This is a genomic window from Dyella mobilis (assembly GCF_016904945.1).
Taxonomy (GTDB): Bacteria; Pseudomonadota; Gammaproteobacteria; order Xanthomonadales; family Rhodanobacteraceae; genus Dyella_B; species Dyella_B mobilis.
Genome location: NZ_JADIKF010000040.1, coordinates 416,461 through 441,467, shown reverse-complemented (window position 1 = coordinate 441,467; position 25,007 = coordinate 416,461). Strand labels below are relative to the sequence as shown.

The following is a 25,007-nucleotide window of genomic DNA, read 5'->3' as shown; positions in this document are numbered from 1 at the left end:
GGCGGCACGACGACTCCATCCGTGGAGTCGAAGCGCACTTTTGTCAGTGTGTTGACGTGCCGTCGCTGACGGTACGTCGCTTGCCTCTTATGGGCTGGTGATGGTGAGCGTCACCGGTCCGGCCAGCTCGGTGTAGCCGTTGTCATAGCAGTACCAGACGCTATAAGTGCCAGGGGCGAGGCTGGAGGTGTCGAAGGTCACCGTGCCGCTGCCGTTCGGTGTCGCCTGCCAGGTGGCCGACGAACCGTTGCCCGGGCTGCTGCCTGCCGCGTAGATGCCGATCCAGTTGGTGGCATTGAGCTGGCTGGCCGGCGTGGCGTAGTCGAAATGCACATAGGTGCCCTGGCTCACGCTGGGCATGCTGCTGGTCAGCACGGGTGTGCTGGTCGCCGTGCCGGCGATGAAGGCATCATTGATCGGTTGCGCGTATTGATCGTTCTGCGTAAGCGGAGCGAGACCCAGCGCATTTTCGACGGTGCGGCCGGTGCTGTAGTGGTTGTAGCTCACGTTACTGACAGTGCCCGACTGCACCGTTCCCGGAGAGCCGATCAGGATGGTGGCGAGATGGTTGCCGGTTTCCGACGCCGATTCGTCCCAGGTCAGCACGATCAGCGATTTCTGCTCCGTCCACGCCGGCGAATTCATGATCGGCTGCAGGGTTTGCTGCAGCCAGCCGTTCTGCACTTGCAGGCTGGTGGACGAACCGTCGCCGGAGGATTCGCCGTCGTAGTAGTCGTCCGCAGCTATCCAGGCGAAGTTGGGCGTGGTCGCGGCCGATTGCAGATCGGTGGTCAACTGCGTGGTGTCGAACAGGTGCGCCGCGCAGCGCGTGGGGTTGGAGGCGATATCGGTGAAGTTGATGAAGGGCGCGTCGTCCGGCTCGTAGTAGCTGTCGTTGTTGTTGCTGGTGTTGCAGGGTGTGCCCATGCCTTGCTCGTAGGCTTTCCAGGTTTTTCCTGCGGCTTCCAGTTCATCGCCGATGTTCTGCGCGGTGACGTGGATGTTCGGGTAATAGACCGCGCCCTGCACGAAGGTATTGCCGCCGGCGATCGCCAGGTAGTTTTCGTCGCTGGGGTGATAAACACCGCTGTAGTTGTCCAGCAGCACACCCTGGTTGGCGAGGCTGTTGATGAACGGCGCATCGGTGGTATCGCCGATCACCTGGCTGTAGTCGGTGTTTTCCATCATCACCACGAAGACGTGGTCGAAGGCCGGCACGCTGGAAGCGGGCGCCTGCAAAGTAGGCGCAGTGACCGGGGTGGATAGCGTCAGCGAGAGGTTGTCGGCATAACCGATGTTGTAGGACGCGCTGGTATCGGTAAATTGCAGCAGCACCGAAATCGAGCGCGTGCCGGCGGGTACGTTGCCGGTGGCCGTTTTTGCGACGAAGCCGCTCTCGTCGCTGCGCGCCGAGGCGTTGACGCCGGCCAGCTGCGCCGAGGTACCGAGCGGATGGCCGTTTGCATCCAGGAAGGTGGCCGTGACCACGGCCTGGCCGTTGTAGACGGTGTAACCGCCAAGCCAGCCCGACAGGTCATAAGTGACGTGGCCGCCATCGATGGCCGTGGCCGCGCTCGAGACATCCACATTCTGGCGCAACGCCGAATCGCCGTAAGGACCGTCGGCGATGAATGCATTGCCGCCGGAGCCGCCGGCCGGTTTGTTGAAACTTGCGATGCTGTAGCAGACGATCGACGGGCTGCCTTGGGTCACCGTCCAGCCCGGCACGGTGTTGACCGCCGACCAGTCGGCGGTGCAAGTGCCCGATTCGCCATTGCCATCCATCAGCAGATTGCCGCTGTCGGCAGCAAATGCCGTTGACGCAAGCAAGCCGCCAAGACACGCGGCCGCCAGTGTTCCCAACAGCATCGATTCACGCTTAGTGCGCATACGCATACTCCCTCCGCCCCAGGTTGGTTGTGAAAGGGCGGAAAGATGCAGCGTGCTGATTGCTGGGGCACGACGATTAGATGACAGTGCAGGCCCGCACGTGCGAAATGCGATGGCACGCGTTGCGAGAAGTGCGACGCGTGCGTGAGTGCTGCGTGAAATGCACGGATTGGTGAAGACGTCGCGCAGACATCCGTGATGTGTGGCTGCGTGTCATGTGCATCACGGATGTCGCAATGTTATCGATTGCAACGCGGCTGATTGCATCGACGATCGATGGCAACGATATCGATATCGTTGCAGAAGCTTACTGCTGGCGGATCCAGATTTGACTACGGCCGAGCAGCGCGAATCCCACGTAGCCGTGCACGTCCAGTTTCTGTCCGCCATCGGCCATGCTCAGTTTCACCTTGTAGACGGTGCCGCTTTGCGGGTCGAGGATCTTGCCGCCGTCCCAGGTGTCGCCATCGGCGCGTACGCCCCACATGATGGTCATGCCTTCGATGGGCTGGTCTTTCTTGTCGCCATCGCATTTCTTGCAGACCGGATGCGGGCCGTCGTCGGAAATCAGAACCTGTTGCACTTTGCCTTGCAGCTCGCCGCCGTTGTCGGTGATCTGGATGATCGATTTCACCTTGCCGGTCTTGTCGTCGACCTGCTGCCAGGTACCCACCGGCGTATCGTTGGCCGCGGCCCAGGCGATTGCCGAGCTCAGCAGCAGGCACGCTGCCAGGGCGAAATGAGGCAGACCCGGTTTCGACAGGTATTTCATCGTGAAGCACTCCCTACGTTGGCGTATGGAGAGCCTGCCCAGCCGCCCAGGGCGGGGTCAAGCTGCAATGCGCAAAGTCGTGTCGTTCACATTTGCGCCGAACGCGAGGCCCAGGCGCATCGGCATACGCGCGGGTACTGGCATAATTGACGACCTCCCCAGCCAAGCCTTTCTTCCATGACGCAGGCGAATGAAGCTCTGGTACGCCGGATTCTCGGCGACCTCATCGATAGCCACACCGGCGGCCCGCTGGCCGACGCCATTCGCGCGGTGGGCGTGGATGGCGCCAGGGTTTCGGTGGATATCCAGCTTGGCTACCCGGCAGCCGGAGCGGCAGAAGCTCTGGCGGCGCAGGCAAAGCAGGCGCTGGAAGCCGACCCGACGATCGACGCGGCGGCCGTGTCCATCGGCAGCCGCATTCACGCACACAAAGTGCAGGGCACCCTGGCGCCCCTGGGCAACGTAAAAAACATCATCGCCGTGGCGTCGGGCAAGGGCGGGGTGGGCAAGTCGACGGTGTCCGCCAATCTGGCCCTGGCGCTGGCTGCGGAAGGCGCCAAGGTCGGCATTCTGGATGCCGATATCTATGGCCCCAGCCAGCCGCGCATGCTGGGCATTCAAGGGCGGCCCGAGTCGCCCGACGGCAAAAGCATCACGCCGATGAGTGCGCACGGCTTGCAGGCGATGTCGATCGGTTTTCTGGTGGATGAGGAAACGCCGATGATCTGGCGCGGCCCGATGGTCACCCAGGCCATGATGCAACTGCTCGGCGATACCCGCTGGGACATGCTCGATTATTTGATCGTCGACCTGCCGCCGGGTACCGGCGACATCCAGCTCACGCTGTCGCAGAAGGTGCCGGTGGCGGGTGCGGTGATCGTTACCACGCCGCAGGACATCGCGCTGCTCGACGCGCGCAAGGCGCTAAAGATGTTCGAGAAGGTGGATGTGCCGGTGCTGGGCATCGTGGAAAACATGGCCACTCACGTGTGCACGAACTGCGGGCACGAAGAACACATCTTCGGTGCGGGCGGCGGCGAGCGCATGGCCGAGCAATACCACGTGCCTCATCTGGGTTCGCTGCCGCTGGACATCCGCATTCGCGAGCAGGCCGATGGCGGCACGCCGACGGTAGCCGCCATGCCGGATTCCGATCTCGCGGCACGTTACCGAGAGATCGCCCGCAACACGGCCGGCCGGCTTTCGCGCCAATCGCGCAACAAGTCGCTGGGGCTGGGCAAGATCGTGGTGCAGGGCACCCCGGCCACGTGAGCCGCGTGCGGCAGGTACTGTGCCTGAGTGGGAGTCTGCGCCAGGTTTCCTCCAATACCGCCGCGTTGCTGGCGGCGAAGGAACTCTCGCCGGCAACGCTGTCGCTCAGGCTTTATGAAGGGCTTGCCGCGTTGCCGCTGTTCAATCCCGACGCGGAGGGCGGCGAACTGCCCGTTCCCGTACAGCAGTTGCGCAATGTGGTCGGATGCAGCGACGCGTTGTTGATCGCCTGCCCGGAATACGCGCACGGTGTGCCCGGGGCGTTCAAGAACCTGCTCGACTGGCTGGTCGGCAGCCTGGAATTTCCAGGCAAGCCGGTGCTGTTGCTCAACGCCTCCGCGCGCGGCTCGCACCATGCGCAAGATGCGCTGTGCGAGGTCCTGCGCACCATGTCCGCACGGCTGCTGGCGCCAGAGCCGCTGGGGGTGGCCTTGCCGGGCGCCGGCTGCACCCCGGCGCAGGTCCTTGCGGATCCGCAGCGGTGTCTGGAACTGCGCACGGTGCTTGCCTGTCTCAGCGCGAACCTGGACGGCGCCTAGCCGACTGGCACAGGGGCTGCCAGACCATGTATTTTTAATCCTTTGCGCCCGGGGGAACCTGGCGCACACCCCGAATCACCGGAGTCCGCGTGAGCATCAAATCCGACAAGTGGATCCGCCGCATGGTGGAGCAGCAAGGCATGATCGAGCCGTACGAGCCCGGCCAGGTGAAGCTGCGCGACGGCAACAAGCTGGTGTCCTACGGCACATCCAGTTACGGCTACGACGTACGCTGCGCGCGCGAGTTCAAGATCTTCACCAATATCAATTCCACCATTGTCGATCCCAAAGCTTTCGACCCGACCAGTTTCGTGGACGTGCAGGCGGACGTCTGCATCATTCCGCCCAATTCCTTTGCGCTGGCCCGCACGGTGGAATATTTCCGCATTCCGCGCCAGGTGCTGACGGTGTGCCTGGGCAAGAGCACCTATGCGCGCTGCGGCATCATCGTCAACGTGACGCCGCTGGAACCGGAGTGGGAAGGCCACGTGACGCTGGAGTTCTCCAACACCACCCCGCTGCCCGCCAAGATCTATGCCAACGAAGGCGTGGCCCAGATGCTGTTTTTCGAGTCCGACGAGGAGTGCGAAACCAGCTACCGGGATCGCGGCGGCAAGTACCAGGGCCAGCAGGGCGTGACCTTGCCGCGGACCTGAACGCAGGGTTCAGCCACCTCATCCACCTTTCCGGCGCGGCGGTACACTTCGCTCGCCTCACCGAGACTATTCGCAGGAGATCCGCATGATCCGTTTTTCCACGTTGCCGAGCCGCGGCGCCGCCGTGCTTTTGATCGGCAGCCTGCTGGTGCTTGGCGGTTGCCATCGTGGCGCGAGCAAGGACAGCGTCCCGACCGCACAGACGCAAAGCCAGTTCGACATGACGATCAAGGCATACAAGAGCGGTCAGTTCCTGATCGACGGTGCCGTGCTCTCCGCGCTCGATGCCGGCAGCCACTTCGCCTATCTGAAAGACACCGGCCGTCTGCCCAAGACCGTGCTGCTGGTACCCAGCGACGATTCCAAGATCCGCAAGCAGCATTTGCAGTACATGGCGCGTCTGCAGCTCGATTACGGCTTCGTTGCCTACTATGACGATGGCGGCAAGCTGGCGCGCATCAATCCGGTGGAGACCAAGGCACGTGCGCTGGAGGACTATCACGCACCTGCCACCGGCACCAGCAGCGACACCAATAAGGATGCTGCCGGCACGCCTTATGGTGCCGCTGGCGGCGACCAATCGCAGTCCGGGCACTGATCCGGATTTCGCGTCACGTATCAAACGCCCGCACCATGCGGGCGTTTTTTTGCCTTCAGGCCGCGTGTGCAGCCAGTTGGTGCTGCAGTAGCGCTACCAGCGACTGCAGTTCGGCCTGCGTGTAAGGCTCTGCACGCCCGTGCCCCCACACGGGGCCGGGCCACGCGGCATCGCCCTCTTTGCGCGCGATCACGTGCACGTGCAATTGCCGCACGATATTCCCCAGCGCGCCGATGTTGAGCTTGTCGCAGGAAGCCACTTGGCGCAGCGCCGAGGCGGCAATGTTGATTTCCTGCCACAAGGTCTGCTGTGCTGCCATGGGCAGGTCCAGTATTTCCACCAGGCCGATACGGCGCGGCACGAGAATCAACCACGCATACCTGGCGTCGTTCATCAGCAGCACTTCGCACAGCGGCAGTGAGGTGACGTGCTGCGTGTCCGCTTCGAGACGCGGGTCGAGGGTGAAGTCGATAGCTCTCACGGGCGGGCCAGATACGTGTCGAAGAATGCCAGCGTACGTCGCCAGGCAAGGTGCGCACTGGCTTCGTGGTAATGGTTGGGGTCGATGTCCCGATTGAAGGCGTGTCCGGCGCCGGCGTACGTATGGACGTCCATTTGCGGGAGCCGCTCGCGATGCCTGGCAACGGCTTCCGGCGGAATGGAGGCATCTTCCTCGCCGAAATGGAAAATTACCGGAGCTTTGGGTTTTTCTTCCAGGAATGGCACGTTGCGCGCACCGTAATAGCTTACCGAAGGCAACCCTAGCCGGAGCGCCGAGAGCAGGGCCACCGTGCCGCCCCAGCAATAGCCCACTGTGCCGATCTTGCCTGCGGAAGCAATTGACTCAGCGGCGCTGGCCACGTCTTCCACGGCGCGCTCAAGTCCCAATTCCCCGACCAGTTGCCGTCCGCGCTGCATGCCGGCGTCGGTGTAATCGAGCTCGACGCCGGTTTCCAGGTGGTCGAAAAAGGCCGGTGCGACAGTGGTGTAGCCGGCGGCGGCAAACCGATCGGCTACGCTGCGAACGTGCGCGTTGACTCCGAAAATTTCCTGGATCACCACGATGCCGCCTTTGGGTTTGCCCACGGCTTCGGCCATGTAGGCACCGATGCACTGGGTGCCGCTGGTGGGGATGTTGATGTGATTGCCCATATCGCGATTTTGATCAAGGGGAAGCGATGATGCCGCGCGTGGAGAGAGTTTGCGTTGCACGCACCAGATCACGAAGATGAATCCGCCCGGTGGTTTCGCTCGGCGTAAATCTTTCCCTTGCTTGCCCTCGGAGGTAGTTGACGAGATGGATCACGATACACCCGTTTCGCGCCCGATCGAATTTCCCGTGCAGCAACAGCTCGAAGCCTATAACGCGCGCGATATCGATGCTTTCATGCAATGGTGGGCCGAGGATTGCCCATACTATGCGTTCCCCTCGCAACTGCTGGCCCATGGAACGGCACAGATTCGCGAGCGGCATCTTGCACGATTCCAGGAATCCAATCTGCGCGGGGAATTGCTTCACCGCAGTGTGGTCGGCAATCTCGTCGTGGACCACGAACGGGTAACGCGCACATTTGCCGAGGGGCCAGGGGAGGTCGAGGTGCTGGCGGTCTATGAAGTTTCGGAGGGAAAAATTGCCAAGGCCTGGTTCAAAATAGGTGCGCCGCGGCTGCATTCGGAGCGCTAGGTAGATTGGCGCTGTCCCGGGTGCCCCCGAGGTACTTGATATATACCGGGCGCTCCGGGGTACAAGTGATTTGCCTCAAGTCCTGGTGCCGCTTTTAATCCAATGTGTACACAATCGTTTTTGTATGGTCATGCGCCTGGGGGAGCATATGAGAAAGTTGGAGGCAGCATTTTTAGTGGCATCTCTCATGATTGCATCGTGTGCAAACGATACATCCAGGCCAATCAGCAGCGCTCAAGAATTAGTGCAGGCTGAAATTCTGACGTCTCAAGACTGCCTTACTACCATGTGGAAGAGGCTGCTTCCTTTGATGGCAAAAAATAACAGCTATATAAGCATCGAAGACATGGAGCAAGTGGCGGGTATAAAGATGCAGCACGTGGCCAAAGTGAGCCCGACTGACACCGTTGGCATTTACCAGCAACTGGTAAATCCATCGGTAGATGGCACTTTCTCGAGCCATCTTTCTCTTAAGGTAGAGAGGTATGAAGACAATCTCCCGCCTGACGAGATCTTTTCCACTTGGCGGGCCATGCAATGGCAACCGGGTTCCATTTCGGTGGTCGACCTTTCGTGCAGCTCCACACTTTCTGTAAAACAGGCTGAGAAAGATTTAACGGCGTTAGGTTTGCAGCCAGCGGGTACGTTGCACAAGGGAATCCAGCGTGCGGAGGTTTTCGTCAACGACTGGAATGAACAGGTTTATCTTTATTACACAATTCCCCTGATAGTTACTCCGCCGGTTGCCTCAATACGCATTGTCGGCCAAAAAATCCCCAGGAAGCCGCCGATCAAGTGGCCGGAGTGAGTTAAAAAACGAAGAGTGGAAAGATTCCGGATGGGCTTATTTGACCGGGCGCCGGTTATCGTCGCGCAGAGGAGTGAGAAGGGGCATTAGGTCCCGCAATCGAAGACTCTGGGCAGTTCGAGCGCAGTCTTGGGATTCCAGCTATAATTTGTGGTTTGTCAACCTTTTATGGTCCCCAGGTCATGTCCAAGGCCACCCAGAAAATCGGTTTCGTTTCACTCGGCTGCCCCAAGGCGCTGGTCGATTCCGAGCGCATCCTTACCCAGTTGAAGGTCGAGGGATACGAAATCGTGCCCAGCTACGGCGCGGCCGATGCGGTGGTGGTGAACACCTGCGGCTTCATCGACGCAGCCGTGCAGGAATCGCTCGATGCGATCGGCGAGGCGCTGCACGAGAACGGCAAGGTGATCGTCACCGGTTGTCTGGGCAAGCGCTCGGAGCTGATCCGCGAGTCGTATCCGGACGTGCTGGCCATCACCGGTCCGCAGGATTACGCCAGCGTGATGAACGCCGTGCATTCCGCTCTGCCGCCCAAGCGCAATCCGCTGCTGGACATCATTCCGGATACGGGTGTGAAGCTCACGCCCAAGCACTATGCCTATCTGAAGATTTCCGAAGGTTGCAATCATCGCTGCAGCTTCTGCATCATTCCTTCGATGCGCGGCGACCTGGTCTCGCGTCCGGTGGACGAGGTGCTGGTCGAAGCCGAAAAGCTGGTGAAAGGCGGCGTGAAGGAGCTGTTGGTGATCTCGCAGGACACCAGTGCCTACGGTGTGGACGTGAAATATGCCGAGCGTACGTGGCGGGAAAAGGCTTATCGCACGCGCATGACCGAGCTTTGCGAAGGTCTTTCCGAGCTTGGCGCCTGGACCCGGCTGCATTATGTGTACCCGTATCCGCACGTCGACGAGATCATGCCGCTGATGGCGGAAGGCAAGATCCTTCCGTATCTCGATATTCCGTTCCAGCACGCCAGTCCGCGCATCCTCAAATTGATGAAGCGTCCGGGCAATATCGACAAGACGCTCGAGCGCATCCAGAACTGGCGCAAGCTGGTGCCGGATCTCACGCTGCGCAGCACCTTCATCGTCGGCTTTCCGGGCGAAACCGATGCGGAATTCGAGGAGCTGCTCGACTTCCTGCGCGAGGCGGAATTGGATCGCGTGGGCGCTTTCACCTATTCGCCGGTGGACGGCGCCAAGGCGAACGAACTCCCTAATCCGGTTTCCGAAGAATTGAAGGAAGACCGCCTGGAGCAGTTCATGGCGGTGCAGGCGGAGATTTCCGCAGCCAAGCTGCAGCGCAAGATCGGCCGCACGATTAAGGTGCTGGTCGATCATGCCGGAGCGGATGGCGCCGTGGCGCGCTCGGCTGCCGACGCACCGGAAATCGACGGTGTCGTGCACATCGCCAACGGCCAGGCATTGAAGGCGGGCCAGTTCGTGGACGTGGTGGTCGAGTCGGCCGACGAGCACGACCTGCACGCCAGCCTGGTCAACTGATTGCGCACCAGCCGTGCGCTACGTTGCGCCAGCGCGAGAGGTGGTCGATCCGGCAGTCTTTGCGCTGGAGCCTCTGCGCGACTGGCATGCCTTTGGCGATTGGCTGCACGCTTCGGATTGGCCTTCGATTGAAGCGCTCAATGCGCGTTGGCCGCACGATGCCGGTGAGCGCTTCGTGGCCCAGACGCGCGAGCTGCTCGACGATGGCCTGCATTACGAAGAACGCATCGCAGGCCGTGGCCTGATTGCCACGCGCGAACAAAATTGGCACGACTTGTTCAACGCGATGATCTGGTTGCGCTATCCCGCCTTGAAGCGTGCGCTTAATCGACAGCAGGCGGCGGACGTTGCGCGTTTGGGTTCGCGCGAGCGTTCGCGTCCGCAATGCGCGCAGACGCATTTCGATGAGGCCGGCTTGATCGTAGTGTTGCGCGATCCAGAATTACTGGCGTTGTGGGATGCGCATCAATGGTACGAATTGTTCTGGCGTCAACGCGGCAAATGGCTAGACGGCTCGATCGCTCTGGCGGTGTTCGGGCATGCCCTGCTGGAGCATGCGCTGACGCCGGGCAAGTTGCTGGTCGGCAAGGCGCTGGTGGTTTTGGCGGGCGGCGAAGCGGGGATCGAGGATGCCGTGCGGCGTTGCGCCGATGAGATTGCAGCAGGGCATTTGCTGCGCGATCCGCAGGAGCTACGCCCCTTGCCATTGTCTGGTATTTCCGGCTGGCACGCAGAAAGTGCTGGCGAAGCCTTTCACCTGAGTGCTGCCTGCTACCAGCCTTTGCGCGAAGGCAGGTGTTATCCGGAGCCGTTGCGGATGCCGTGAGGGCTCACGATTTTGGTGGCACGTGCGAGACGAGGTTCTTCAAGATGTTCTCGTAGGCTTGCAGCTTTGCCGTAAGCGCACTTTCCGCGACCTGGTGCCTGGTCAGCAGATGGTCGAGGTGCGGCGCATACAAATCCGAGATATCGCGCATGGTCAACGCCGAATGTTCCAAGGCCGTCCAGTCGCTGCGTCCATGGGCCACGGCCAGGCAGTTTGCATAAAGCTCTGCCGTCAGCGAGGGCATGCCGTCGAATGATGGTTCGGTGCCGGAAAGGGGCGTGGCGACGTGGTGACGATGTTTCGTATGCAGGAAGGCATCGATGTCGGTCGCTGCTGTTTCTTCACTTCGGGGCCAGTGCAGCGAAAGCGCTTCGGATACGCCATGCAGCGTGCTGCGCCAATCGGCAAGCAACTGATCGTAGGTAATCAGTGCGCGGACGCAGCCGCGCGTTTCCAGTAGGGCTTCGGTAACGTAGTGGGACCACAGCAGGAAAACCGAGTCGCGCGGCCATTTTTCGCGTGTGTGCAGCGAATCGGCCACTTCCCTGGGGTCGCGTATGACGAGCAGGCATTGCACGGCATAGCCGGCCGACTGGAAGGCCTCCACCCAGGCCGGGGCGGTGAGGCACAGGCGCGGATCTTTTAAAGCGACCAGGCGATGCGGCGCGAATTCCTTCTGGATGACGGCCTGGATGCACGCCAGCATGTCCCGCCCCGGCGCTTGCATCAGCCAATCCGGCGGTAGCCGTCGTACGTCGAACCAGGTTCGTCCAAGAGCGTCCAGCAGATGGTGGTTCGCCTCCAGGGCATCGAAGTGTTCCCAGAAGCCCTCGGAGTTGCCCTGGCCGGGCAGCAGAATGTTTTTGCCGATGTGTGCGCCAAGCAGGTTGATGGCGCGGGTGACGGCGGAGGTTCCACTGCGATGCATGCCCAGAATGAGCAGGGCTCTGGGGCGTTGGGTGTGGCTTGTCATTTCCTGGGCAGCTTTCCCCGCGCGGGGTGGTCAACGTGTCAGTTTCGAGACAGTTTGCTTGAACGTATCGAAACCGGCTTGGTTGACGTGCGTGGGGTAGGCTGGCTCAGCCAGGGTATTCCACCCCGACGACGGCAAAGCGCGTTCGCCCGCCAGGCAGTTCGGCTTCGAACTCGTCGTCGAGCTTCTTTTTCATTACCGCGCGGGCCAGTGGCGAATCGACGCTGATCCAGCCGAGCTTGGCGTCGGTTTCGTCCGGGCCGACGATCCGGTAGCGCAGGCTGTCGCCGCTGTCGACGTTTTCCAGTTCGATGGTGGCGCCGAAGAAAACCGTTTCGCGATCCGTTGGCGCGCCTTCGGCCACTTTCAGCGAAGGGATGCGCTTGCTCAGGTAACGCACCCGGCGGTCGATTTCGCCCAACTGCTTCTTGCGATAGGTGTATTCCGCGTTTTCCGAGCGGTCGCCTTCGGCCGCCGCGGCGGCAAGCGCCTTGACCACCTCGGGACGAAGCACGTGCCAGAGATGGTCCAGCTCGCTCTTGAGCTTTTCGAAGCCTTCGCGCGTGATGATGGCGGTGGAGCGTGGGGCAGGCGGGCGCCAACGGGTCATGGCAGTAAGACGATTACCGACGATGGGAATAGGGGTGAAGTTTGCCGGGGCCACGTGCAGGGCCGCCAGCGGCCAGGCATTGTAGCGGGGTGGAAAGAAGTTGTTTGCGTTTGTCCGGCCCGCTATGGTTGCGCCTTCATTGCAGGTGTATCGCCGACATGCCGAACCACTCCGTTGCCCGTTCCCTTCGTCTGGTTTTTTTGGCCGCGGGGGTGACGCAACTGATTGGGTGTGCAGCATCTGGCAAGGTAGCCAAGCCGCCGTCGGCTTCCGTCAACGCGCTTTACGCGCAACTGGACCAGGCCAGCCAGGGCTATGAAACCGCGCTGCAGCAGACGCGTGCCGGCAATGCGCAGGCCGCGCAGAAAACCCTGGATACGGCGCTCGATCAGCTCAAGGATGCCTCGGCGCATTGCGGCACTACGCCCGGCTGCGATCCGCAGCGCTTCTTCTCCGTGTTCGACCATCTGCTGCGCCTGAAGGACGGCAGCTTTATCGGCGACGAAACGCCGAACGAGGGCGAAGGCGAGGATGTCGGTGCCGCACCGGTTGCCGGCCAAGCGGGAGCCGAAAACCTGCCGCAGGCCCAGCGCAGCGTCACCTTGCTGCGCGGCCACGCGCTTTCCGAGCTGATTGCCATGAACGGGCCGGTGAAGGCAGCGCTGGAAATGTGGCTTACCCAATGGCGCGGCAACCTGATGGATGCCTACGTCAATTACCAATACCTGCGCCAGGAAATGTGGCCGCAATATCAGCAGCAGGGGCTGCCGGAGGCGTTGCTGTTCGGCATCATGGCCAAGGAATCGGGCGGCAAGGTGCATGCAGTATCGCGCTCGGGGGCGGCGGGGCCGCTGCAATTCATGTACGCCACCGGGCTGCGTTTTGGCCTGGGCGATCAGGACGGTTTCGACACGCGTTTCGATCCGGCCGAGTCGGCGCGTGCCAACGCCGAGTACATGGACGAGCAGCTGAAGGTTTTCAACGACAATCTCGAATTGACCCTGGCCGCCTACAACGGTGGCGAAGGACGCATGAAGCGCCTGGTGGGCGAGGACACGTCGGTGAGCTTCTACGACCCGCGCATTTACGGACAGGTATCGCAGGAGACGCGCGACTACGTTCCCGCCGTGCTGGCGGCGGCTTGGCTGTTCCTGCACCCGGATAGCTACAACCTGCGCTTCCCCCGCGTGGATGGCCAATCCGGCAGCGTTACGCTGAAGCGTGCCACTTCGATTTCCGAACTCACGGTCTGCCTGGGTTCGGCCAACGATATGCCGGACGGTTGGTTCCGGACGTTGCGCAACCTCAATCCGCGGCTGGATCCGCAACAGGAACAGCCGGCAGGAGCGGTGCTGCAGGTGCCCAAGCAACTGGAGCAGGCGTATGCCGTGCGCTGCGTCAACGGCCCGTGGCCGATTCTCGCGGCAGACCTGCACAACGCCGTGGTGCCGGTGTTCCCGGATCCGCCGCCGGCTTCAGCCGATCCGGTGGTGCATTACACGGTGCGCAAGGGAGACACGCTTGCCAGCATTTTGCGCAAGCACAGCAACTGCTCCAGCGAGGGGGCGGTGGCCCGCATGAACAATCTCAAGTTCAATCACGTCAAGGCCGGGCAGGTGTTGAAACTGCCAAGTTGCCGCTGACCTAGGTTTCTTTACGCCGCGGCCCCTGAGCGCATCCACTGGGCCATCGCGTCCCGTTCGGCTCCGGCGTCGCGCAGTTCGCGCAGCACGCGCAACAACTGGCGATGCTGGGGCTGCAGGCTGGTGTACGGCGATTCCTTGGTTTCGTGGTAAGCCACGGCCAACCACAGCGCGATGCCGCGCAAGGCAACCTCCGCGTTGTCCGACTGGGCGCGGCTGAAGCCGATCTCGGTACCCTGGCCCCACGGCATGTAGCGCTGTTCCGGCGCGGTGCCGTAGAGGTGGGGGAATTCGCACTTGGAGGCCTGGCCGACTTCCCGCAAGGTCATGATGGCCAGCCGGGAGCGCGTGCGCACGGGCAGGGCGACGATGCTGCGTTCGATGAGCTGGAACTGGCGCTGCAGCTTGCGGGCGCGAGTCATCGCGATCAGGCGGGTGACAATCTGCATGAGACCCCTCGTCAGACAGTGCCGCACAAGCGCGCGGATTAGGCGCGGAGCATAGCGACGCTGAACGTAGGGATGCGCCGAAAACGTCACAAAATGACGACGAACGTCAAAATCTTGCATGTCAGGCCAGGCGAAAACGCCTTGGTGACGCGCTAAGTGTGACGCAGTTCACCTAATCGCTCGCCGACCTTGATGGGTTGCTGCGGCACCAGGGCGTCGAGTTCGGCGACACCTTCGGGCAACAGCACGATCACCGTGGAGCCCATGTTGAAGCGCGCCATCTCGCTGAAGCGTTCGAGCGAAATGTTCTGCCCTGCAAACGATTTGCGGCGAATCGAGGACGCATACGGAGGTATCACCAGCCCGTCCCACACGGTAGCCACCGAGGACACCAGGATGGCACCCACCATGACGACCGCGAATGGACCGTGCTCGCCTTCGAAATGACAGACCAGCCGTTCGTTGCGCGCAAACAGGCGCGGGATCGCTTCCACCGCAAACGGCGCGACGCTGAAGATCCGGCCCGGTATATGCACGGTCTCCTTCAGCTCGCCGCGCATCGGCACGTGGACTCGGTGGTAGTCGCGCGGCGAGAGGTAGATGGTGACGAAGCGCCCGCGGCGGTAGGGGGCTGCGGCGGCTTCGTCGCCAAGGAGTTCGGCCGCCGTGTAGTCCTGGCCTTTGGCCTGGAAAATGCGTCCGTCGACGATGGGGCCAGCCTGGCTGATGCGTCCGTCGGCAGGCGAGATCAGGGTGTCGGGCGCCGGGTCGGCGCGGCGGGCATCGGGGCGAAGTTTGCGCGTGAAGAACGCATTGAAGTGAGGGTAGGCGAACGGATCGGGCTGCGCCGCTTCGGTCATGGCGACCTGGTAACGGCGTACGATCTGGCCGATGAGAAAGTTCTTCCAGGGCACGAAGGTCCAGCGCGTAGCCCAGTACACCACGCGCGACAGGGCGCGATGGGGAAGGATGTATTGAAGGAATACCTTGAAAGTCATCCACCAAGTATAAGGAAAAGGAAGCGAATCTCAGACAGGGGGCTGGTTTCGTTTCCGGGGAGGCCGCATGCAAGAACGAATGACGCCAGGCAGCGCCCTGGCAGCGCTCGACCAGGCCAGGAAAACATCGGCTGGCATGTTCCGCCACGGCTCGCTGGAAGTAGAAATTTTCCAGCCCTGCGGCATCGATACCCAGACGCCCCATCGGCGCGACGAATTGTGCGTGGTGATCGCCGGCAGGGGCTATTTCGTGTGCGGCGACGTGCGACGGGCGTTCGGCCCCGGCGAGTTGCTGTTCGTGCCGGCCGGCACACCCCACCATTTCGAGGATTTCAGCCGGGATTTCAGCGCCTGGGTGATGTATTACGGGCCGAACGGCGGAGAGGCTGCGTGAGTCGACGGTATGAATCGGCATGGGGCCAACGATGAGCAGTCGCTATACTTCACAATCCCCAAGCCGGACCGTGCCTACGTGACTGCCGAACTCGCCTCGATCATCGACTTTATCCGCTATGGCGCCAGCCGTTTTTCCGCTGCGGGGCTGACCTTCGGCCACAGCCACGACAACCCGATCGATGAAGCCACGCACCTGGTGCTGGCCAGCCTGCACCTGCCGCCTGACATCCCGCCGGCCTACGGTGCCGGCAAGCTGACGGCCGAAGAGCGGGTGCGCGTGCTCAATCTGATCGAGCGACGCATCAACGAGCGCCTGCCGGTGGCCTACCTGGTAGGCGAAACCTGGTTTGCCGGCCTGAAGTTCAAGAGCGACCGCCGCGCGCTGGTGCCGCGCTCGCCGATTGCCGAGCTGATCGAGTCGGGCTTCACGCCCTGGCTGGATGGCCGGCACGTGGAGCGCGCGCTGGACCTGTGTACCGGGTCGGGGTGCATCGGCATCGCCATGGCCGAATACAACCCGCACTGGCAGGTCGACATTGTCGACATCAGCGACGATGCCTTGTCGCTGGCGCGCGAAAACGTGGCTTTCCAGCACGTCGGCGATCGCGTGGACGTGGTCCGCTCGGATCTGTTCGGCGGCCTGCAGGGGCGCAAATACGATCTGATCGTTTCCAATCCGCCCTATGTCACCGAAGACGAATACGCCGCATTGCCCGGCGAATACAGCCACGAGCCGAAACTGGGCCTGACCTCCGGCGAAGACGGGCTGGATATCTGCCTGCGCATGCTCGACGAAGCCGCCGATCACCTGACCGAAGAGGGATTGCTGATCGTCGAGGTGGGCGAGAGCGAGCACGCGCTCAACGCTCTGCTGCCGGAAGTGCCCTTCGTGTGGATCGAGTTCAAGGTCGGCCCGATGGGGGTGTTCGCGCTGGAGCGGCGCGAGCTGGTCGAGCATGCGGCGGCAATTCGCGCGGCAGCGGTGGCCCGTCGCTGAGTCTGGCCGTAGATTCGCCAAAAGGCGGATGCGTGCCCATCACGAGGAGAGGCTGGTGGAATTGACCACGGGGCGATTGCGCCTGGATATTTTGCGCGACAGCGATGCGGATGCGCTTTTTCGCTATCGCTCCGATCCATCCGTGGCGCGCTATCAAGGCTGGTGCCCGGCCTCGCCGGACGAAGCGCTGGCCTTTATCCGCAGGCAGCAGAATCTGTCGCTGGACCAGCCCGATGGCTGGCTGCAGTTGGCGATACGTCGCACCGGCGAGGATGTACTGATCGGCGACCTTGGCCTGCATCTACCCACGGAACAGGATGGCTCCTACGAGTTCGGCATCAGCATTGCGCCGGCTTGCCAGGGCAAGGGCTATGCGCGCGAAGCGGCAGGAGCCTTGCTCGATTTTCTCTTCGGCAGCTTGAAAGCCCATCGCGTGCACGCATCGATCGACCCGCGCAACCTGGCCAGCGCGGCGTTGCTGCGTTCGCTGGGCATGCGTCAGGAAGCGCATTTTAGGGAAAGCCTGAAATGGCACGGTGAGTGGGCCGACGACGTGATCTTTGCGCTGCTGGATCGCGAATGGCCGGCGAAAAGCGCGGTAGCCGGGCATTGACCGTCCAGCCGTGGCAAGATGCGGGACCGGCCGGCGGTTCGCACCTCTAGCGATGCGGGCCAGGCGCCTGGTCCCCTCCCTTTGCTACTGGTTTTTCCCGTGTCCAGCAATTCCACCGGCAAGCTTTTCACTGTGACCACGTTCGGCGAGAGCCATGGCCCGGCCATCGGGTGTGTCATCGATGGCTGCCCGCCAGGCATGTCGATCGACACCGAGGCATTTCGTAACGACCTGGAGCGCCGGGCCACCGGCCGCAGCCGGCATACCTCGCAACGGCGCGAGGCCGACGAGGTGGAAATTCTTTCCGGCGTTTACCAGGGCCAAACCACGGGCACGCCGATAGCGCTGCTGATCCGCAATACGGACCAGCGCAGCAAGGATTACGGCGACATTGCCGACACCTTCCGTCCCGGCCATGCCGATTACACCTACTGGCAGAAATACGGTATTCGCGATCCGCGTGGCGGCGGCCGCTCGTCGGCGCGAGAAACCACCATGCGCGTTGCGGCTGCGGTCATAGCCAAGAAATGGCTGGTCGAACGCCATGGCGTGCAGGTGCGAGGCTATCTGGCCCAGCTTGGCGAGGTCGCGCCGCAAGGTTTTGACTGGAACGCGGTCGAGCAGAACCCGTTTTTCTGGCCCTGCGAGGCACAGGTGCCGGAGCTGGAGAAATACGTGGATGCGCTGCGCAAGTCCGGCGATTCGGTCGGTGCGCGGGTGAACGTCGAGGCAGAAGGCGTGCCGCCGGGCTGGGGCGAGCCGATCTACGGCAAGCTCGACGGCGACCTGGCCGCTGCATTGATGTCGATCAACGCAGTCAAGGGCGTGGAGATCGGCGACGGCTTCGACGCAGTCGCCCAGCGCGGCAGCCAGCATCGCGATGAGATGCATATGGACGGCTTTACGTCCAATCATGCCGGTGGCATCCTGGGGGGCATCAGCACGGGGCAGGCGGTGCGTGCCTCGATCGCCCTCAAGCCGACTTCCAGCATCCTCATTCCCGGCCATAGCGTGAACCTGGCCGGCGAGCCGGTGGAGGTGGTGACCAAGGGGCGCCACGATCCTTGTGTCGGCATCCGCGCCACGCCCATCGCCGAGGCAATGATGGCCCTGGTGCTGATGGACCATGCCTTGCGCCATCGCGCGCAGTGTGGCGACGTGGGCGAGATGAAGCCCCGAATCGCCTGAATGGGTTGAATCCCTTCCCGGTAGGCAGGGAGGGACAGTTCTTCCACGGTGTTTTCGATGAGCAAGCAACAACGTGTCTGGGTTTCGCGCCCGCTGTTTCCCGAGGTGCTGGCCACCTTGGCGCAGCACGTCGACTTGTGCGTGGAAACCAAGGAGAGCAAGCGCACGCCGGAGCAACTGCATGCCAAGCTTGCCGACGTCGACGGTGCGATCGTCGGCTTGAGCGATCGCATCGATGCGGCGGCCATTGCCGGCCACCATCGCTTGCGCGCGGTCGCCAATCTGGGCGTCGGCTACAACAATCTCGATCTTGCGGCCCTGACCGCCGCGGGAATCATTGCGACCAATACGCCTGATGTACTGACCCAGACGACGGCGGACTATGCATGGGCTTTGCTGTTGGCGGCTGCGCGCCGCGTCAGCAGCGCCGAGCGATGGTTGCGGGCCGGACGCTGGCGCGGCGGCATGCGCTTCGACGACTGGCTGGGCGTGGACGTGCACGGCAAGACGCTGGGCATACTCGGCATGGGGCGCATCGGGCAGGCCGTGGCGCGCCGTGCGAGCGGCTTCGACATGCGAGTGATCTATCACAACCGCTCGCGTCTTCCCGAAGCGGTCGAGCGCGACTGCCGGGCAACCTGGGTGGATAAAACTGCGCTGTTGCAACAAGCCGATCACCTGGTGCTGGTGCTGCCGTATGGCGCGCAAAGCCACCACGCGATCGGCGCTGCGGAACTGGACATGATGAAACGCACGGCGGTGCTGGTGAATATCGCGCGCGGCGGCATCGTCGACGACGCGGCGCTGGCCGTTGCCCTGCGCGACGGCCGCCTGGCCGCCGCTGGCCTGGATGTGTTCGAGGGCGAGCCTGCCGTCAACCCGGCCCTGCGCGAACTCGACAACGCCGTGCTCAGCCCGCACATCGCCAGCGCCAGCGCCGATACGCGCCGGGCCATGGCCCAGTTGGCCGCCGATAATCTGCTGGCAGCGCTGGGGTTCGGCCCTCAGGCAGGCCATCCGCCTTCGTGGCTCAACCCCGAGGCGCGGGGGCGGGCATGTCGATGAAACGTGATGTCCCTCACGTTGACGAGGCCGCGCCATGTCGTTCGCATGCCGTGCAGGCTAGATTCCCCGGACGGGGATCTGGTGCTGTTGCGGCGACTTTCCCAATCCCTTGAATCAAGTGACCTGAAGATGAGCAAGAAGAGTAGTTACAAGGTAGCGATGGTGGGCGCGACCGGCGCCGTGGGCGAGACGCTGCTGAGCATCCTGGCGCAGCGCGAATTCCCGATCAGCGAACTGGTGCCCCTGGCCAGCGAACGCTCCGCGGGCGGCAAAGTGGAATTCGCCGGCAAACAGGTCACCGTGCGCAACCTGGCCGACTACGACTTCAGCGGCGTGGACATTGCCTTCTTTTCGGCAGGCGGCTCGGTGAGCCGCGTGCATGCGCCGCGCGCCGCCGCAGCCGGTGCGGTGGTCATCGACAACACCTCCGAATTCCGCTACCAGGACGACATTCCGCTGGTGGTGAGCGAAGTGAATCCGCATGCGATCGCGCAATATACCCAGCGCGGCATCATCGCCAATCCCAATTGCTCCACCATGCAGATGCTGGTGGCGCTGGCGCCGATCCATCGCGCGGTGGGCATCGAGCGCATCAACGTCGCCACGTACCAGTCGGTGTCCGGCGCCGGCCGTTCGGGCATGGAGGAACTGGGCAAACAGACCGCCGCGCTGCTCAATTTCCAGGATGTGGAAACGGGCAAGTTTCCCAAGCAGATCGCCTTCAACGTGATCCCGCACATCGACGAATTCCAGGCCAACGGCTACACCAAGGAAGAAATGAAAATGGTGTGGGAGACGCGCAAGATCCTGGAGGACGAATCGATCCAGGTGAACCCCACGGCGGTGCGCGTGCCGGTGTTCTATGGCCACGCCGAAGCCGTGCACGTGGAAACCCGCGACAAGATCACCGCCGAGCAGGCGCGCGAGCTGCTGGAAAACGCCGAGGGCGTGGTCGTGCAGGACGAGCGCAAGCCTGGCGGCTACCCCACGCCGGTAGGCGATGCGGCGGGGCAGGACCCGGTGTTCGTGGGGCGCATCCGCGAGGACATTTCGCATGAGCGCGGCCTGGATCTGTGGATCGTGGCCGACAACATTCGCAAGGGCGCGGCACTCAATGCCGTGCAGATCGCCGAGCTGCTGATCGAGGATTACCTGTAATGCAACGCAGTGTGCTGGTTTTCGCCGTGTGCCTGTTGGCAGCGGCCGGTGCCTGGGCCGATCCGCCGCCCTCGGCCAATGTCCAGGCGGTTGCCCGCGCCAACCAGCGCATTGCCCAGCACCAGACCGAAGTCGACCATTTGCAGAAGGATGTCGGGCAGCAGGAAGTGGCCAGCCACGAGGCCGCCGAGCGCTTGCAACAGCAGGACCGTACCATTGCCGAGCTACGCCAGCAGCTCAAGGCAGCCCAGGAGGCGGCCAAGCCTCCTGCCAGGCATTGACGGCCGTCACGTCAGGCAAAATCGGGCCCCGGTGTGAGGGGTTCCGGACAATTCTGGTATTGTTGATTGACGTTTATCTAACTAAAGTGACGCCTTCTAAGAGGAAGTCACCGCAAGCTGCGGTGATTTTTGACTAAAAGCGTCCGAGTTGTCTCGGGGGAGCACGCGATGAATCGTTCGTTGAAGCTGTCGATACTGATGGCGCTTGCGCTGGGCAGTACTCAGGCAGCCGCCGTGGAACTGGGTCAAGCGCACGTGAAATCGGCGCTGGGACAGCCGTTACTCGTAGACATTCCAGTTACCCAGGCATCCTCCGACGAGTTGCAAACCCTGCGCGCCCAACTGGCGTCGAGCGATGCTTTCGCCAAGATCGGCGGCGAGCGCCCCACCATCCCGCTGCAGTTCAGCGTGGCGGACGAGGGCGGGCACAAGGTCATCCGCGTGACCAGCAGCAGCCCGGTCGACGATCCCTATCTCGACCTGCTGGTGGAAGTCACCAGCGGCACCGGCAGCACGGTGCGCGAGTTCGCCATCCTGCTCGACCCGCCGGGTCGCGGCCAGAACGCGACCAGCAGCGCGCCGACCCGCCGTGCGGCGGCCAGCAGTGCCTCCTCGGCCGGCACCACCCCGGCAGCGCGCCAGCAGCAAACCTCCGCGGCGGCATCGGTTCACCATCACGCTGCCGAAGTGAAGAAGGGCGAGTTTGGCCCGGTCGAGAAGGGCACCACGCTTTCGCACGTTGCGGCAGAGACGGCCCCCGGCGGCGTCGACGTCAACCAGATGATGCTGGCGTTGAAGGCGGCCAACCCCGATGCGTTCTACCGCGACAACATCAATGCCTTGAAGGCCGGCGCGGTGCTGCGGGTACCGTCGCGCGATGACGCCTTGACCACGGCTGTTGCGGCGGCCCTGGCCGCAGTGCGCCAGCAGAACAGCGATTGGCGCAATGGCGCGGTCAGTGCGCCGGTAGCGGTGCAAACCGGCGGCACGCGCTCCAATGCCTCGGTTGCACCGACCCAGACCAGCAACGGCGACAAGCTCTCCCTGGTTCCGGCCGCGGGCGAGGGCCAGTCTGCCGGCGGCGGTAACGGCAAAGGCAACGCAGCCATTCGCCAGGAATTGCAGCGCAGCCAGGAAACGCTCAGTTCGCTGCAGCAGCAGAGCAACGACCTGAAGTCCCGCCTGAAAGACCTCGAAGACATCAACGGCAAGAACCAGCGGCTGTTGTCCCTGAAGGACAACGAGATCGCCGATCTGCAAAAGCAGCTCGCCGCGGCACGCAAGGGTGCTGCAACGCCGCCTGCTCCGGTTGCCGCCGTTCCTGCGCCGGCCCCTGCTCCCGCGGCGGTTGCCCCGGCCAAGCCGACACCGGCGCCGGCAGTCGCGGCATCCACTCACCCGGCCGAATCCGCTGCGCCGGTCGCGGCGGCAAAATCGGCCAGCACGGCCGCACCCGCCACTGCTGCCAGCGCACCGCATACCGCAGCCGTCACCACACCGCTGAATGCACCCGCCAAGCCCAAGCCGGTCGTGCATCCGCCGGTGAAGCACGCCGCTGCCGCTGCTGAGGAGCCGTGGTACACCCAGACCTGGGCGATGGCCCTGGGCGGTGGTGTCGTCGTTCTCGCCTTGATTGCCCTGCTTGCTCGCCGCGGCAAGGGCGGCAAGCCGGCCAAGACAAAGAAATCCGAACCGGTCGCCAACAAGGGGTCGCTGGCCGATCGCTTCGGTACGGCCGAAGCGGACGACCTGGGCTTGGGGGCGCCGCATTCCGATCCCGACCAGGACGAATTGCTCGACCAGCTCGCCGAACATCCGGATGACATTGAGCTGCACCTGGAACTGGTCAGCCTGTATTACAGCCGCCGCGACGTAGAGCATTTCGAGGCGGCGGCCGAGGCGATGCACGCCCACGTCACTGATGCCACCCAGGCGGAATGGCAGGACGTGGTGCACATGGGCGAGGATCTCGCTCCCGGCCATCCGTTGTTCGCACACGCGGACATTCCGCCGTCGACCCATGACGAGCAATCGCCGCTGCATCACTTCGATCTCGACAGCTATGGCAACGACAAGCCTGCCGCCGATGCCGACGCCACCGTCATCAAGCAGGCACCGCCGCCGCTGCCATCGAAGGTCAGCGAGTACCATTTCGACTTCGATCTGACCCCTCATCACGCCGAGCCGGCCGCTGCCGCGACCAGCCAGGCTTCGGCAGCCGTGACCCCGGAGCAGGAGCCGCTGTCGACGTGGAAGTTCGACGAACCGGAAGAGGCTGCCCACCAGGACGAGCACGCCGCATCGCACGCCGCCGGGCACGAGGAAGATTTCGGCGAGCTGCACGACGACCCGATCGACACCAAGCTGGACCTGGCCCGCGCCTACCTCGACATGGGCGATCCGGACGGTGCCCGCGCCATGTTGGAAGAAGTGCTGCACGAAGGCAGCCAGATGCAGAAAGATGTGGCGCAAACGCTGATGGCCAAGATTCGCTGATCGGCATTCGCTTGCACGAAACACCGATCGGGCCGGCCATGCCGGCCCGATTTTTTTTGTAGCCCAGGAGCAAACGGCACTACCTGCTACCCTTGTTCGCCTCGCAGTTCTCCAGATCATCATGCGCATAGCCCTAGGCATCGAATACGACGGCACGGACTTTCTCGGCTGGCAACGGTTGAGTCACGGCTCCACTGTGCAGGGCAGCGTTGAGCGCGCGTTGTCCTTCGTTGCGGCCCAACCGGTTGAAATAACCTGTGCCGGCCGTACGGACGCTGGCGTGCATGGTCGCTGCCAGGTCGTGCATTTCGACACCGAGGTACAGCGCGACATGCGTGGCTGGGTACTGGGAGCCAGCTCGAACCTCCCGACCAGCGTCGCGGTACTCTGGGCGCAAACGGTGCAGGAGGATTTTCACGCCCGTTTTTCTGCGCGCAGCCGCCGTTACCGCTACACCATTCTCAACCGCGGCATCCGGCCGGCACTGGATGCGCGCTACGTAACGTGGGAGCGCCATGCGCTGGACGCAGAACGCATGCACGCGGCGGCGCAGGCATTGATCGGCGAGCACGACTTCAGCGCTTTCCGCGCCATATCCTGCCAGGCGGCGCACGCGCGGCGCGAAGTGAAAGCCTTGCGAGTGTGGCGCGAGGATGCCCACGTCATCGTGGAGATTGAAGCCAACGCATTTCTGCATCACATGGTGCGCAATATTGTCGGCTCCCTGCTGCCAGTCGGGCGCGGCGAGCAGTCGGTCGAGTGGATAAAGGCCTTGCTGGATGGGCGAAACCGCGAAGTGGCGGGGCCTACGGCAGCGGCTTCGGGGCTGACCTTTATCGGTCCGCGTTATGAACGGCGTTGGGATTTACCCGCCGAGGTGAGCGAATGACTCGTATCAAATGTTGTGGCATGACCCGCGTCGAGGACGCTTCGTATGCGGCTGAACTGGGGGCGGATGCCATCGGTGTCGTCATGACCGCACGCAGTAAGCGGCAGGTATCGCTGCGGCGTGCGCGAGAAATCGTCGAGGCGATGCCGCCGTTCGTCGCGACAGTGGCGCTGTGCATGGATGATGACGCGGGATTCGTGCAGGAAGTCATCGATATCGTCCGGCCTTCGCTGCTGCAATTCCATGGCCAGGAAAGCGACGAATGGTGCGCGCAATTCGGCCATCCTTATCTGAAGGCGATTGCGATGGGGGAGGGTGCGTCGGCGCTATACCAGCTGCGCGACCATCCGCATGCGACAGGCCTGTTGCTCGACGGTCACGGCCTGGGCGAAGCCGGAGGCAGCGGCAAGACCTTCGATTGGTCGCTCATGCCGAAGGATTCACACCAGCCGCTGATTCTTGCGGGCGGGCTGACACCGGCGAATGTCGCTGCGGCGATCCAGCGGGCGCGCCCCTGGGCGGTGGACGTATCCAGTGGCATCGAGTCTGCGCCAGGGATCAAGGATCCGGCGAAAGTGCGCGACTTCATCGGAGCCGTTCGAGGAACCGGGCGCGTTGGGCACGATGCTGCTCATCGCTGAGGCACGGCAGGAATCTGCGATATCACCGTAAAAAAAGCCCCGCAAGATGACTCTGCGGGGCTT

Annotated in this window: 27 protein-coding genes; 19 read left to right on the top strand and 8 right to left on the bottom strand. The window is 63.0% G+C overall.

Going from position 1 to position 25,007, the window contains the following annotated elements; translation table 11 throughout:
• Positions 1–87: 87 nt before the first annotated feature.
• Together ISS99_RS18170 and ISS99_RS18165 are read right to left on the bottom strand one after the other, a co-directional pair.
• Positions 88–1,890, bottom strand: a complete 1,803-nt coding sequence (locus ISS99_RS18170) for an alkaline phosphatase family protein (protein WP_204633025.1) — start codon at positions 1,888–1,890, stop codon at positions 88–90.
• Between the two features lie 307 nt (positions 1,891–2,197).
• Complete coding sequence (locus tag ISS99_RS18165) at positions 2,198–2,662, bottom strand: DUF2147 domain-containing protein (RefSeq protein WP_204633024.1); 465 nt, start codon at positions 2,660–2,662, stop codon at positions 2,198–2,200.
• 177 nt (positions 2,663–2,839) lie between these two features.
• Here ISS99_RS18165 and apbC point away from each other — a divergent pair, with 177 nt between their 5' ends.
• The 4 genes from apbC (at position 2,840) to ISS99_RS18145 (ending at position 5,727) form a co-directional block, all read left to right on the top strand.
• Positions 2,840–3,934, top strand: coding sequence for an iron-sulfur cluster carrier protein ApbC (gene apbC, locus ISS99_RS18160; RefSeq protein WP_204633023.1), 1,095 nt, complete (start codon positions 2,840–2,842; stop codon positions 3,932–3,934).
• Positions 3,931–4,473: an NADPH-dependent FMN reductase gene (locus ISS99_RS18155; RefSeq protein WP_204633022.1), complete on the top strand. Its 543-nt coding sequence runs from the start codon at positions 3,931–3,933 to the stop codon at positions 4,471–4,473. The genes apbC and ISS99_RS18155 overlap by 4 nt, the downstream gene beginning before the upstream one ends.
• Positions 4,474–4,562: 89 nt before the next feature.
• Complete coding sequence (dcd, locus tag ISS99_RS18150; protein ID WP_204633021.1) at positions 4,563–5,129, top strand: dCTP deaminase; 567 nt, start codon at positions 4,563–4,565, stop codon at positions 5,127–5,129.
• A gap of 85 nt (positions 5,130–5,214) precedes the next feature.
• On the top strand, positions 5,215–5,727 hold the full coding sequence (locus ISS99_RS18145; RefSeq protein WP_204633020.1) for a hypothetical protein: 513 nt from the start codon (positions 5,215–5,217) through the stop codon (positions 5,725–5,727).
• 55 nt (positions 5,728–5,782) lie between these two features.
• Here the strand turns inward: ISS99_RS18145 and ISS99_RS18140 are convergent, their stop codons facing one another.
• Together ISS99_RS18140 and ISS99_RS18135 are read right to left on the bottom strand one after the other, a co-directional pair.
• Positions 5,783–6,208 carry an HIT domain-containing protein gene (locus tag ISS99_RS18140; protein ID WP_204633019.1) on the bottom strand — a complete coding sequence of 142 codons (426 nt, stop codon included), beginning with the start codon at positions 6,206–6,208 and terminating at the stop codon, positions 5,783–5,785.
• A complete protein-coding gene (locus tag ISS99_RS18135; protein ID WP_204633018.1) occupies positions 6,205–6,879 on the bottom strand; it encodes a dienelactone hydrolase family protein in 675 nt (224 codons plus the stop codon). Before ISS99_RS18135 ends, ISS99_RS18140 begins: the two co-directional genes overlap by 4 nt.
• A 187-nt stretch (positions 6,880–7,066) precedes the next feature.
• On the opposite strand from ISS99_RS18135, the gene ISS99_RS18130 reads away from it, so the two are divergent.
• From ISS99_RS18130 to ISS99_RS18115, 4 genes are all read left to right on the top strand, one after another.
• Positions 7,067–7,411 carry a nuclear transport factor 2 family protein gene (locus ISS99_RS18130; RefSeq protein ID WP_284343696.1) on the top strand — a complete coding sequence of 115 codons (345 nt, stop codon included), beginning with the start codon at positions 7,067–7,069 and terminating at the stop codon, positions 7,409–7,411.
• 148 nt (positions 7,412–7,559) lie between these two features.
• Positions 7,560–8,219, top strand: coding sequence for a hypothetical protein (locus ISS99_RS18125; protein ID WP_204633017.1), 660 nt, complete (start codon positions 7,560–7,562; stop codon positions 8,217–8,219).
• Between the two features lie 182 nt (positions 8,220–8,401).
• Entirely contained in the window at positions 8,402–9,721 is a 1,320-nt protein-coding gene (rimO, locus tag ISS99_RS18120) for a 30S ribosomal protein S12 methylthiotransferase RimO (RefSeq protein ID WP_204633016.1), read from the top strand.
• Between the two features lie 13 nt (positions 9,722–9,734).
• Positions 9,735–10,547 (top strand): DUF3025 domain-containing protein, encoded by an 813-nt coding sequence (locus ISS99_RS18115; protein ID WP_204633015.1) that lies wholly within the window; start codon positions 9,735–9,737, stop codon positions 10,545–10,547.
• Between the two features lie 4 nt (positions 10,548–10,551).
• On the opposite strand, the gene ISS99_RS18110 is transcribed toward ISS99_RS18115, so the two are convergent.
• Both ISS99_RS18110 and greB read right to left on the bottom strand, forming a co-directional pair.
• The gene (locus tag ISS99_RS18110; RefSeq protein WP_204633014.1) at positions 10,552–11,520 is read right to left on the bottom strand and encodes a sulfotransferase family protein; all 969 of its coding nucleotides are present in this window, start codon (positions 11,518–11,520) and stop codon (positions 10,552–10,554) included.
• Positions 11,521–11,626: 106 nt separating this feature from the next.
• Positions 11,627–12,130, bottom strand: a complete 504-nt coding sequence (greB, locus tag ISS99_RS18105) for a transcription elongation factor GreB (RefSeq protein WP_204633013.1) — start codon at positions 12,128–12,130, stop codon at positions 11,627–11,629.
• A gap of 158 nt (positions 12,131–12,288) precedes the next feature.
• Between greB and ISS99_RS18100 the strand changes: the two genes are divergently transcribed.
• Positions 12,289–13,773, top strand: a complete 1,485-nt coding sequence (locus ISS99_RS18100) for a transglycosylase SLT domain-containing protein (protein WP_204633012.1) — start codon at positions 12,289–12,291, stop codon at positions 13,771–13,773.
• Positions 13,774–13,784: 11 nt separating this feature from the next.
• Here ISS99_RS18100 and ISS99_RS18095 read toward each other — a convergent pair whose 3' ends face one another.
• Both ISS99_RS18095 and asd read right to left on the bottom strand, forming a co-directional pair.
• The gene (locus ISS99_RS18095; protein ID WP_204633011.1) at positions 13,785–14,222 is read right to left on the bottom strand and encodes a hypothetical protein; all 438 of its coding nucleotides are present in this window, start codon (positions 14,220–14,222) and stop codon (positions 13,785–13,787) included.
• A 152-nt stretch (positions 14,223–14,374) separates the two neighbouring features.
• On the bottom strand, positions 14,375–15,220 hold the full coding sequence (gene asd, locus ISS99_RS18090; RefSeq protein WP_204633010.1) for an archaetidylserine decarboxylase: 846 nt from the start codon (positions 15,218–15,220) through the stop codon (positions 14,375–14,377).
• A gap of 67 nt (positions 15,221–15,287) precedes the next feature.
• On the opposite strand from asd, the gene ISS99_RS18085 reads away from it, so the two are divergent.
• The 10 genes from ISS99_RS18085 (at position 15,288) to ISS99_RS18040 (ending at position 24,944) form a co-directional block, all read left to right on the top strand.
• Entirely contained in the window at positions 15,288–15,614 is a 327-nt protein-coding gene (locus tag ISS99_RS18085) for a cupin domain-containing protein (protein WP_204633009.1), read from the top strand.
• A 78-nt stretch (positions 15,615–15,692) separates the two neighbouring features.
• Positions 15,693–16,613, top strand: coding sequence for a 50S ribosomal protein L3 N(5)-glutamine methyltransferase (gene prmB / locus ISS99_RS18080; protein WP_284343697.1), 921 nt, complete (start codon positions 15,693–15,695; stop codon positions 16,611–16,613).
• Between the two features lie 55 nt (positions 16,614–16,668).
• The gene (locus ISS99_RS18075; RefSeq protein ID WP_204633007.1) at positions 16,669–17,226 is read left to right on the top strand and encodes a GNAT family N-acetyltransferase; all 558 of its coding nucleotides are present in this window, start codon (positions 16,669–16,671) and stop codon (positions 17,224–17,226) included.
• A 99-nt stretch (positions 17,227–17,325) separates the two neighbouring features.
• The gene (gene aroC / locus ISS99_RS18070) at positions 17,326–18,414 is read left to right on the top strand and encodes a chorismate synthase (protein WP_204633006.1); all 1,089 of its coding nucleotides are present in this window, start codon (positions 17,326–17,328) and stop codon (positions 18,412–18,414) included.
• A 57-nt stretch (positions 18,415–18,471) separates the two neighbouring features.
• Complete coding sequence (locus tag ISS99_RS18065) at positions 18,472–19,479, top strand: 2-hydroxyacid dehydrogenase (protein ID WP_204633005.1); 1,008 nt, start codon at positions 18,472–18,474, stop codon at positions 19,477–19,479.
• A gap of 129 nt (positions 19,480–19,608) precedes the next feature.
• Entirely contained in the window at positions 19,609–20,637 is a 1,029-nt protein-coding gene (locus ISS99_RS18060; protein WP_204633004.1) for an aspartate-semialdehyde dehydrogenase, read from the top strand.
• The gene (locus ISS99_RS18055) at positions 20,637–20,918 is read left to right on the top strand and encodes a chorismate mutase family protein (protein WP_239538169.1); all 282 of its coding nucleotides are present in this window, start codon (positions 20,637–20,639) and stop codon (positions 20,916–20,918) included. Before ISS99_RS18060 ends, ISS99_RS18055 begins: the two co-directional genes overlap by 1 nt.
• Positions 20,919–21,086: 168 nt before the next feature.
• Positions 21,087–23,414: a motility hub landmark protein FimV gene (locus ISS99_RS18050; protein WP_204633003.1), complete on the top strand. Its 2,328-nt coding sequence runs from the start codon at positions 21,087–21,089 to the stop codon at positions 23,412–23,414.
• 121 nt (positions 23,415–23,535) lie between these two features.
• Positions 23,536–24,303, top strand: coding sequence for a tRNA pseudouridine(38-40) synthase TruA (truA, locus tag ISS99_RS18045; RefSeq protein WP_204633002.1), 768 nt, complete (start codon positions 23,536–23,538; stop codon positions 24,301–24,303).
• Entirely contained in the window at positions 24,300–24,944 is a 645-nt protein-coding gene (locus tag ISS99_RS18040; protein ID WP_204633001.1) for a phosphoribosylanthranilate isomerase, read from the top strand. The genes truA and ISS99_RS18040 overlap by 4 nt, the downstream gene beginning before the upstream one ends.
• The last annotated feature ends 63 nt before the right edge of the window (positions 24,945–25,007 follow it).

Excerpts from the sequence above, each read along its gene's own strand:
- ISS99_RS18170 (WP_204633025.1), bottom strand. The coding sequence starts at position 1,890 with ATGCGCACTAAGCGTGAATCGATGCTGTTGGGAACACTGGCGGCCGCG.
- ISS99_RS18165 (WP_204633024.1), bottom strand. The coding sequence starts at position 2,662 with ATGAAATACCTGTCGAAACCGGGTCTGCCTCATTTCGCCCTGGCAGCG.
- apbC (WP_204633023.1), top strand. The coding sequence starts at position 2,840 with ATGACGCAGGCGAATGAAGCTCTGGTACGCCGGATTCTCGGCGACCTC.
- ISS99_RS18145 (WP_204633020.1), top strand. The coding sequence starts at position 5,215 with ATGATCCGTTTTTCCACGTTGCCGAGCCGCGGCGCCGCCGTGCTTTTG.
- ISS99_RS18135 (WP_204633018.1), bottom strand. The coding sequence starts at position 6,879 with ATGGGCAATCACATCAACATCCCCACCAGCGGCACCCAGTGCATCGGT.
- ISS99_RS18125 (WP_204633017.1), top strand. The coding sequence starts at position 7,560 with ATGAGAAAGTTGGAGGCAGCATTTTTAGTGGCATCTCTCATGATTGCA.
- rimO (WP_204633016.1), top strand. The coding sequence starts at position 8,402 with ATGTCCAAGGCCACCCAGAAAATCGGTTTCGTTTCACTCGGCTGCCCC.
- ISS99_RS18110 (WP_204633014.1), bottom strand. The coding sequence starts at position 11,520 with ATGACAAGCCACACCCAACGCCCCAGAGCCCTGCTCATTCTGGGCATG.
- greB (WP_204633013.1), bottom strand. The coding sequence starts at position 12,130 with ATGACCCGTTGGCGCCCGCCTGCCCCACGCTCCACCGCCATCATCACG.
- ISS99_RS18100 (WP_204633012.1), top strand. The coding sequence starts at position 12,289 with ATGCCGAACCACTCCGTTGCCCGTTCCCTTCGTCTGGTTTTTTTGGCC.
- ISS99_RS18095 (WP_204633011.1), bottom strand. The coding sequence starts at position 14,222 with ATGCAGATTGTCACCCGCCTGATCGCGATGACTCGCGCCCGCAAGCTG.
- asd (WP_204633010.1), bottom strand. The coding sequence starts at position 15,220 with ATGACTTTCAAGGTATTCCTTCAATACATCCTTCCCCATCGCGCCCTG.
- ISS99_RS18085 (WP_204633009.1), top strand. The coding sequence starts at position 15,288 with ATGCAAGAACGAATGACGCCAGGCAGCGCCCTGGCAGCGCTCGACCAG.
- ISS99_RS18065 (WP_204633005.1), top strand. The coding sequence starts at position 18,472 with ATGAGCAAGCAACAACGTGTCTGGGTTTCGCGCCCGCTGTTTCCCGAG.
- ISS99_RS18060 (WP_204633004.1), top strand. The coding sequence starts at position 19,609 with ATGAGCAAGAAGAGTAGTTACAAGGTAGCGATGGTGGGCGCGACCGGC.
- ISS99_RS18055 (WP_239538169.1), top strand. The coding sequence starts at position 20,637 with ATGCAACGCAGTGTGCTGGTTTTCGCCGTGTGCCTGTTGGCAGCGGCC.
- ISS99_RS18050 (WP_204633003.1), top strand. The coding sequence starts at position 21,087 with ATGAATCGTTCGTTGAAGCTGTCGATACTGATGGCGCTTGCGCTGGGC.
- truA (WP_204633002.1), top strand. The coding sequence starts at position 23,536 with ATGCGCATAGCCCTAGGCATCGAATACGACGGCACGGACTTTCTCGGC.
- ISS99_RS18040 (WP_204633001.1), top strand. The coding sequence starts at position 24,300 with ATGACTCGTATCAAATGTTGTGGCATGACCCGCGTCGAGGACGCTTCG.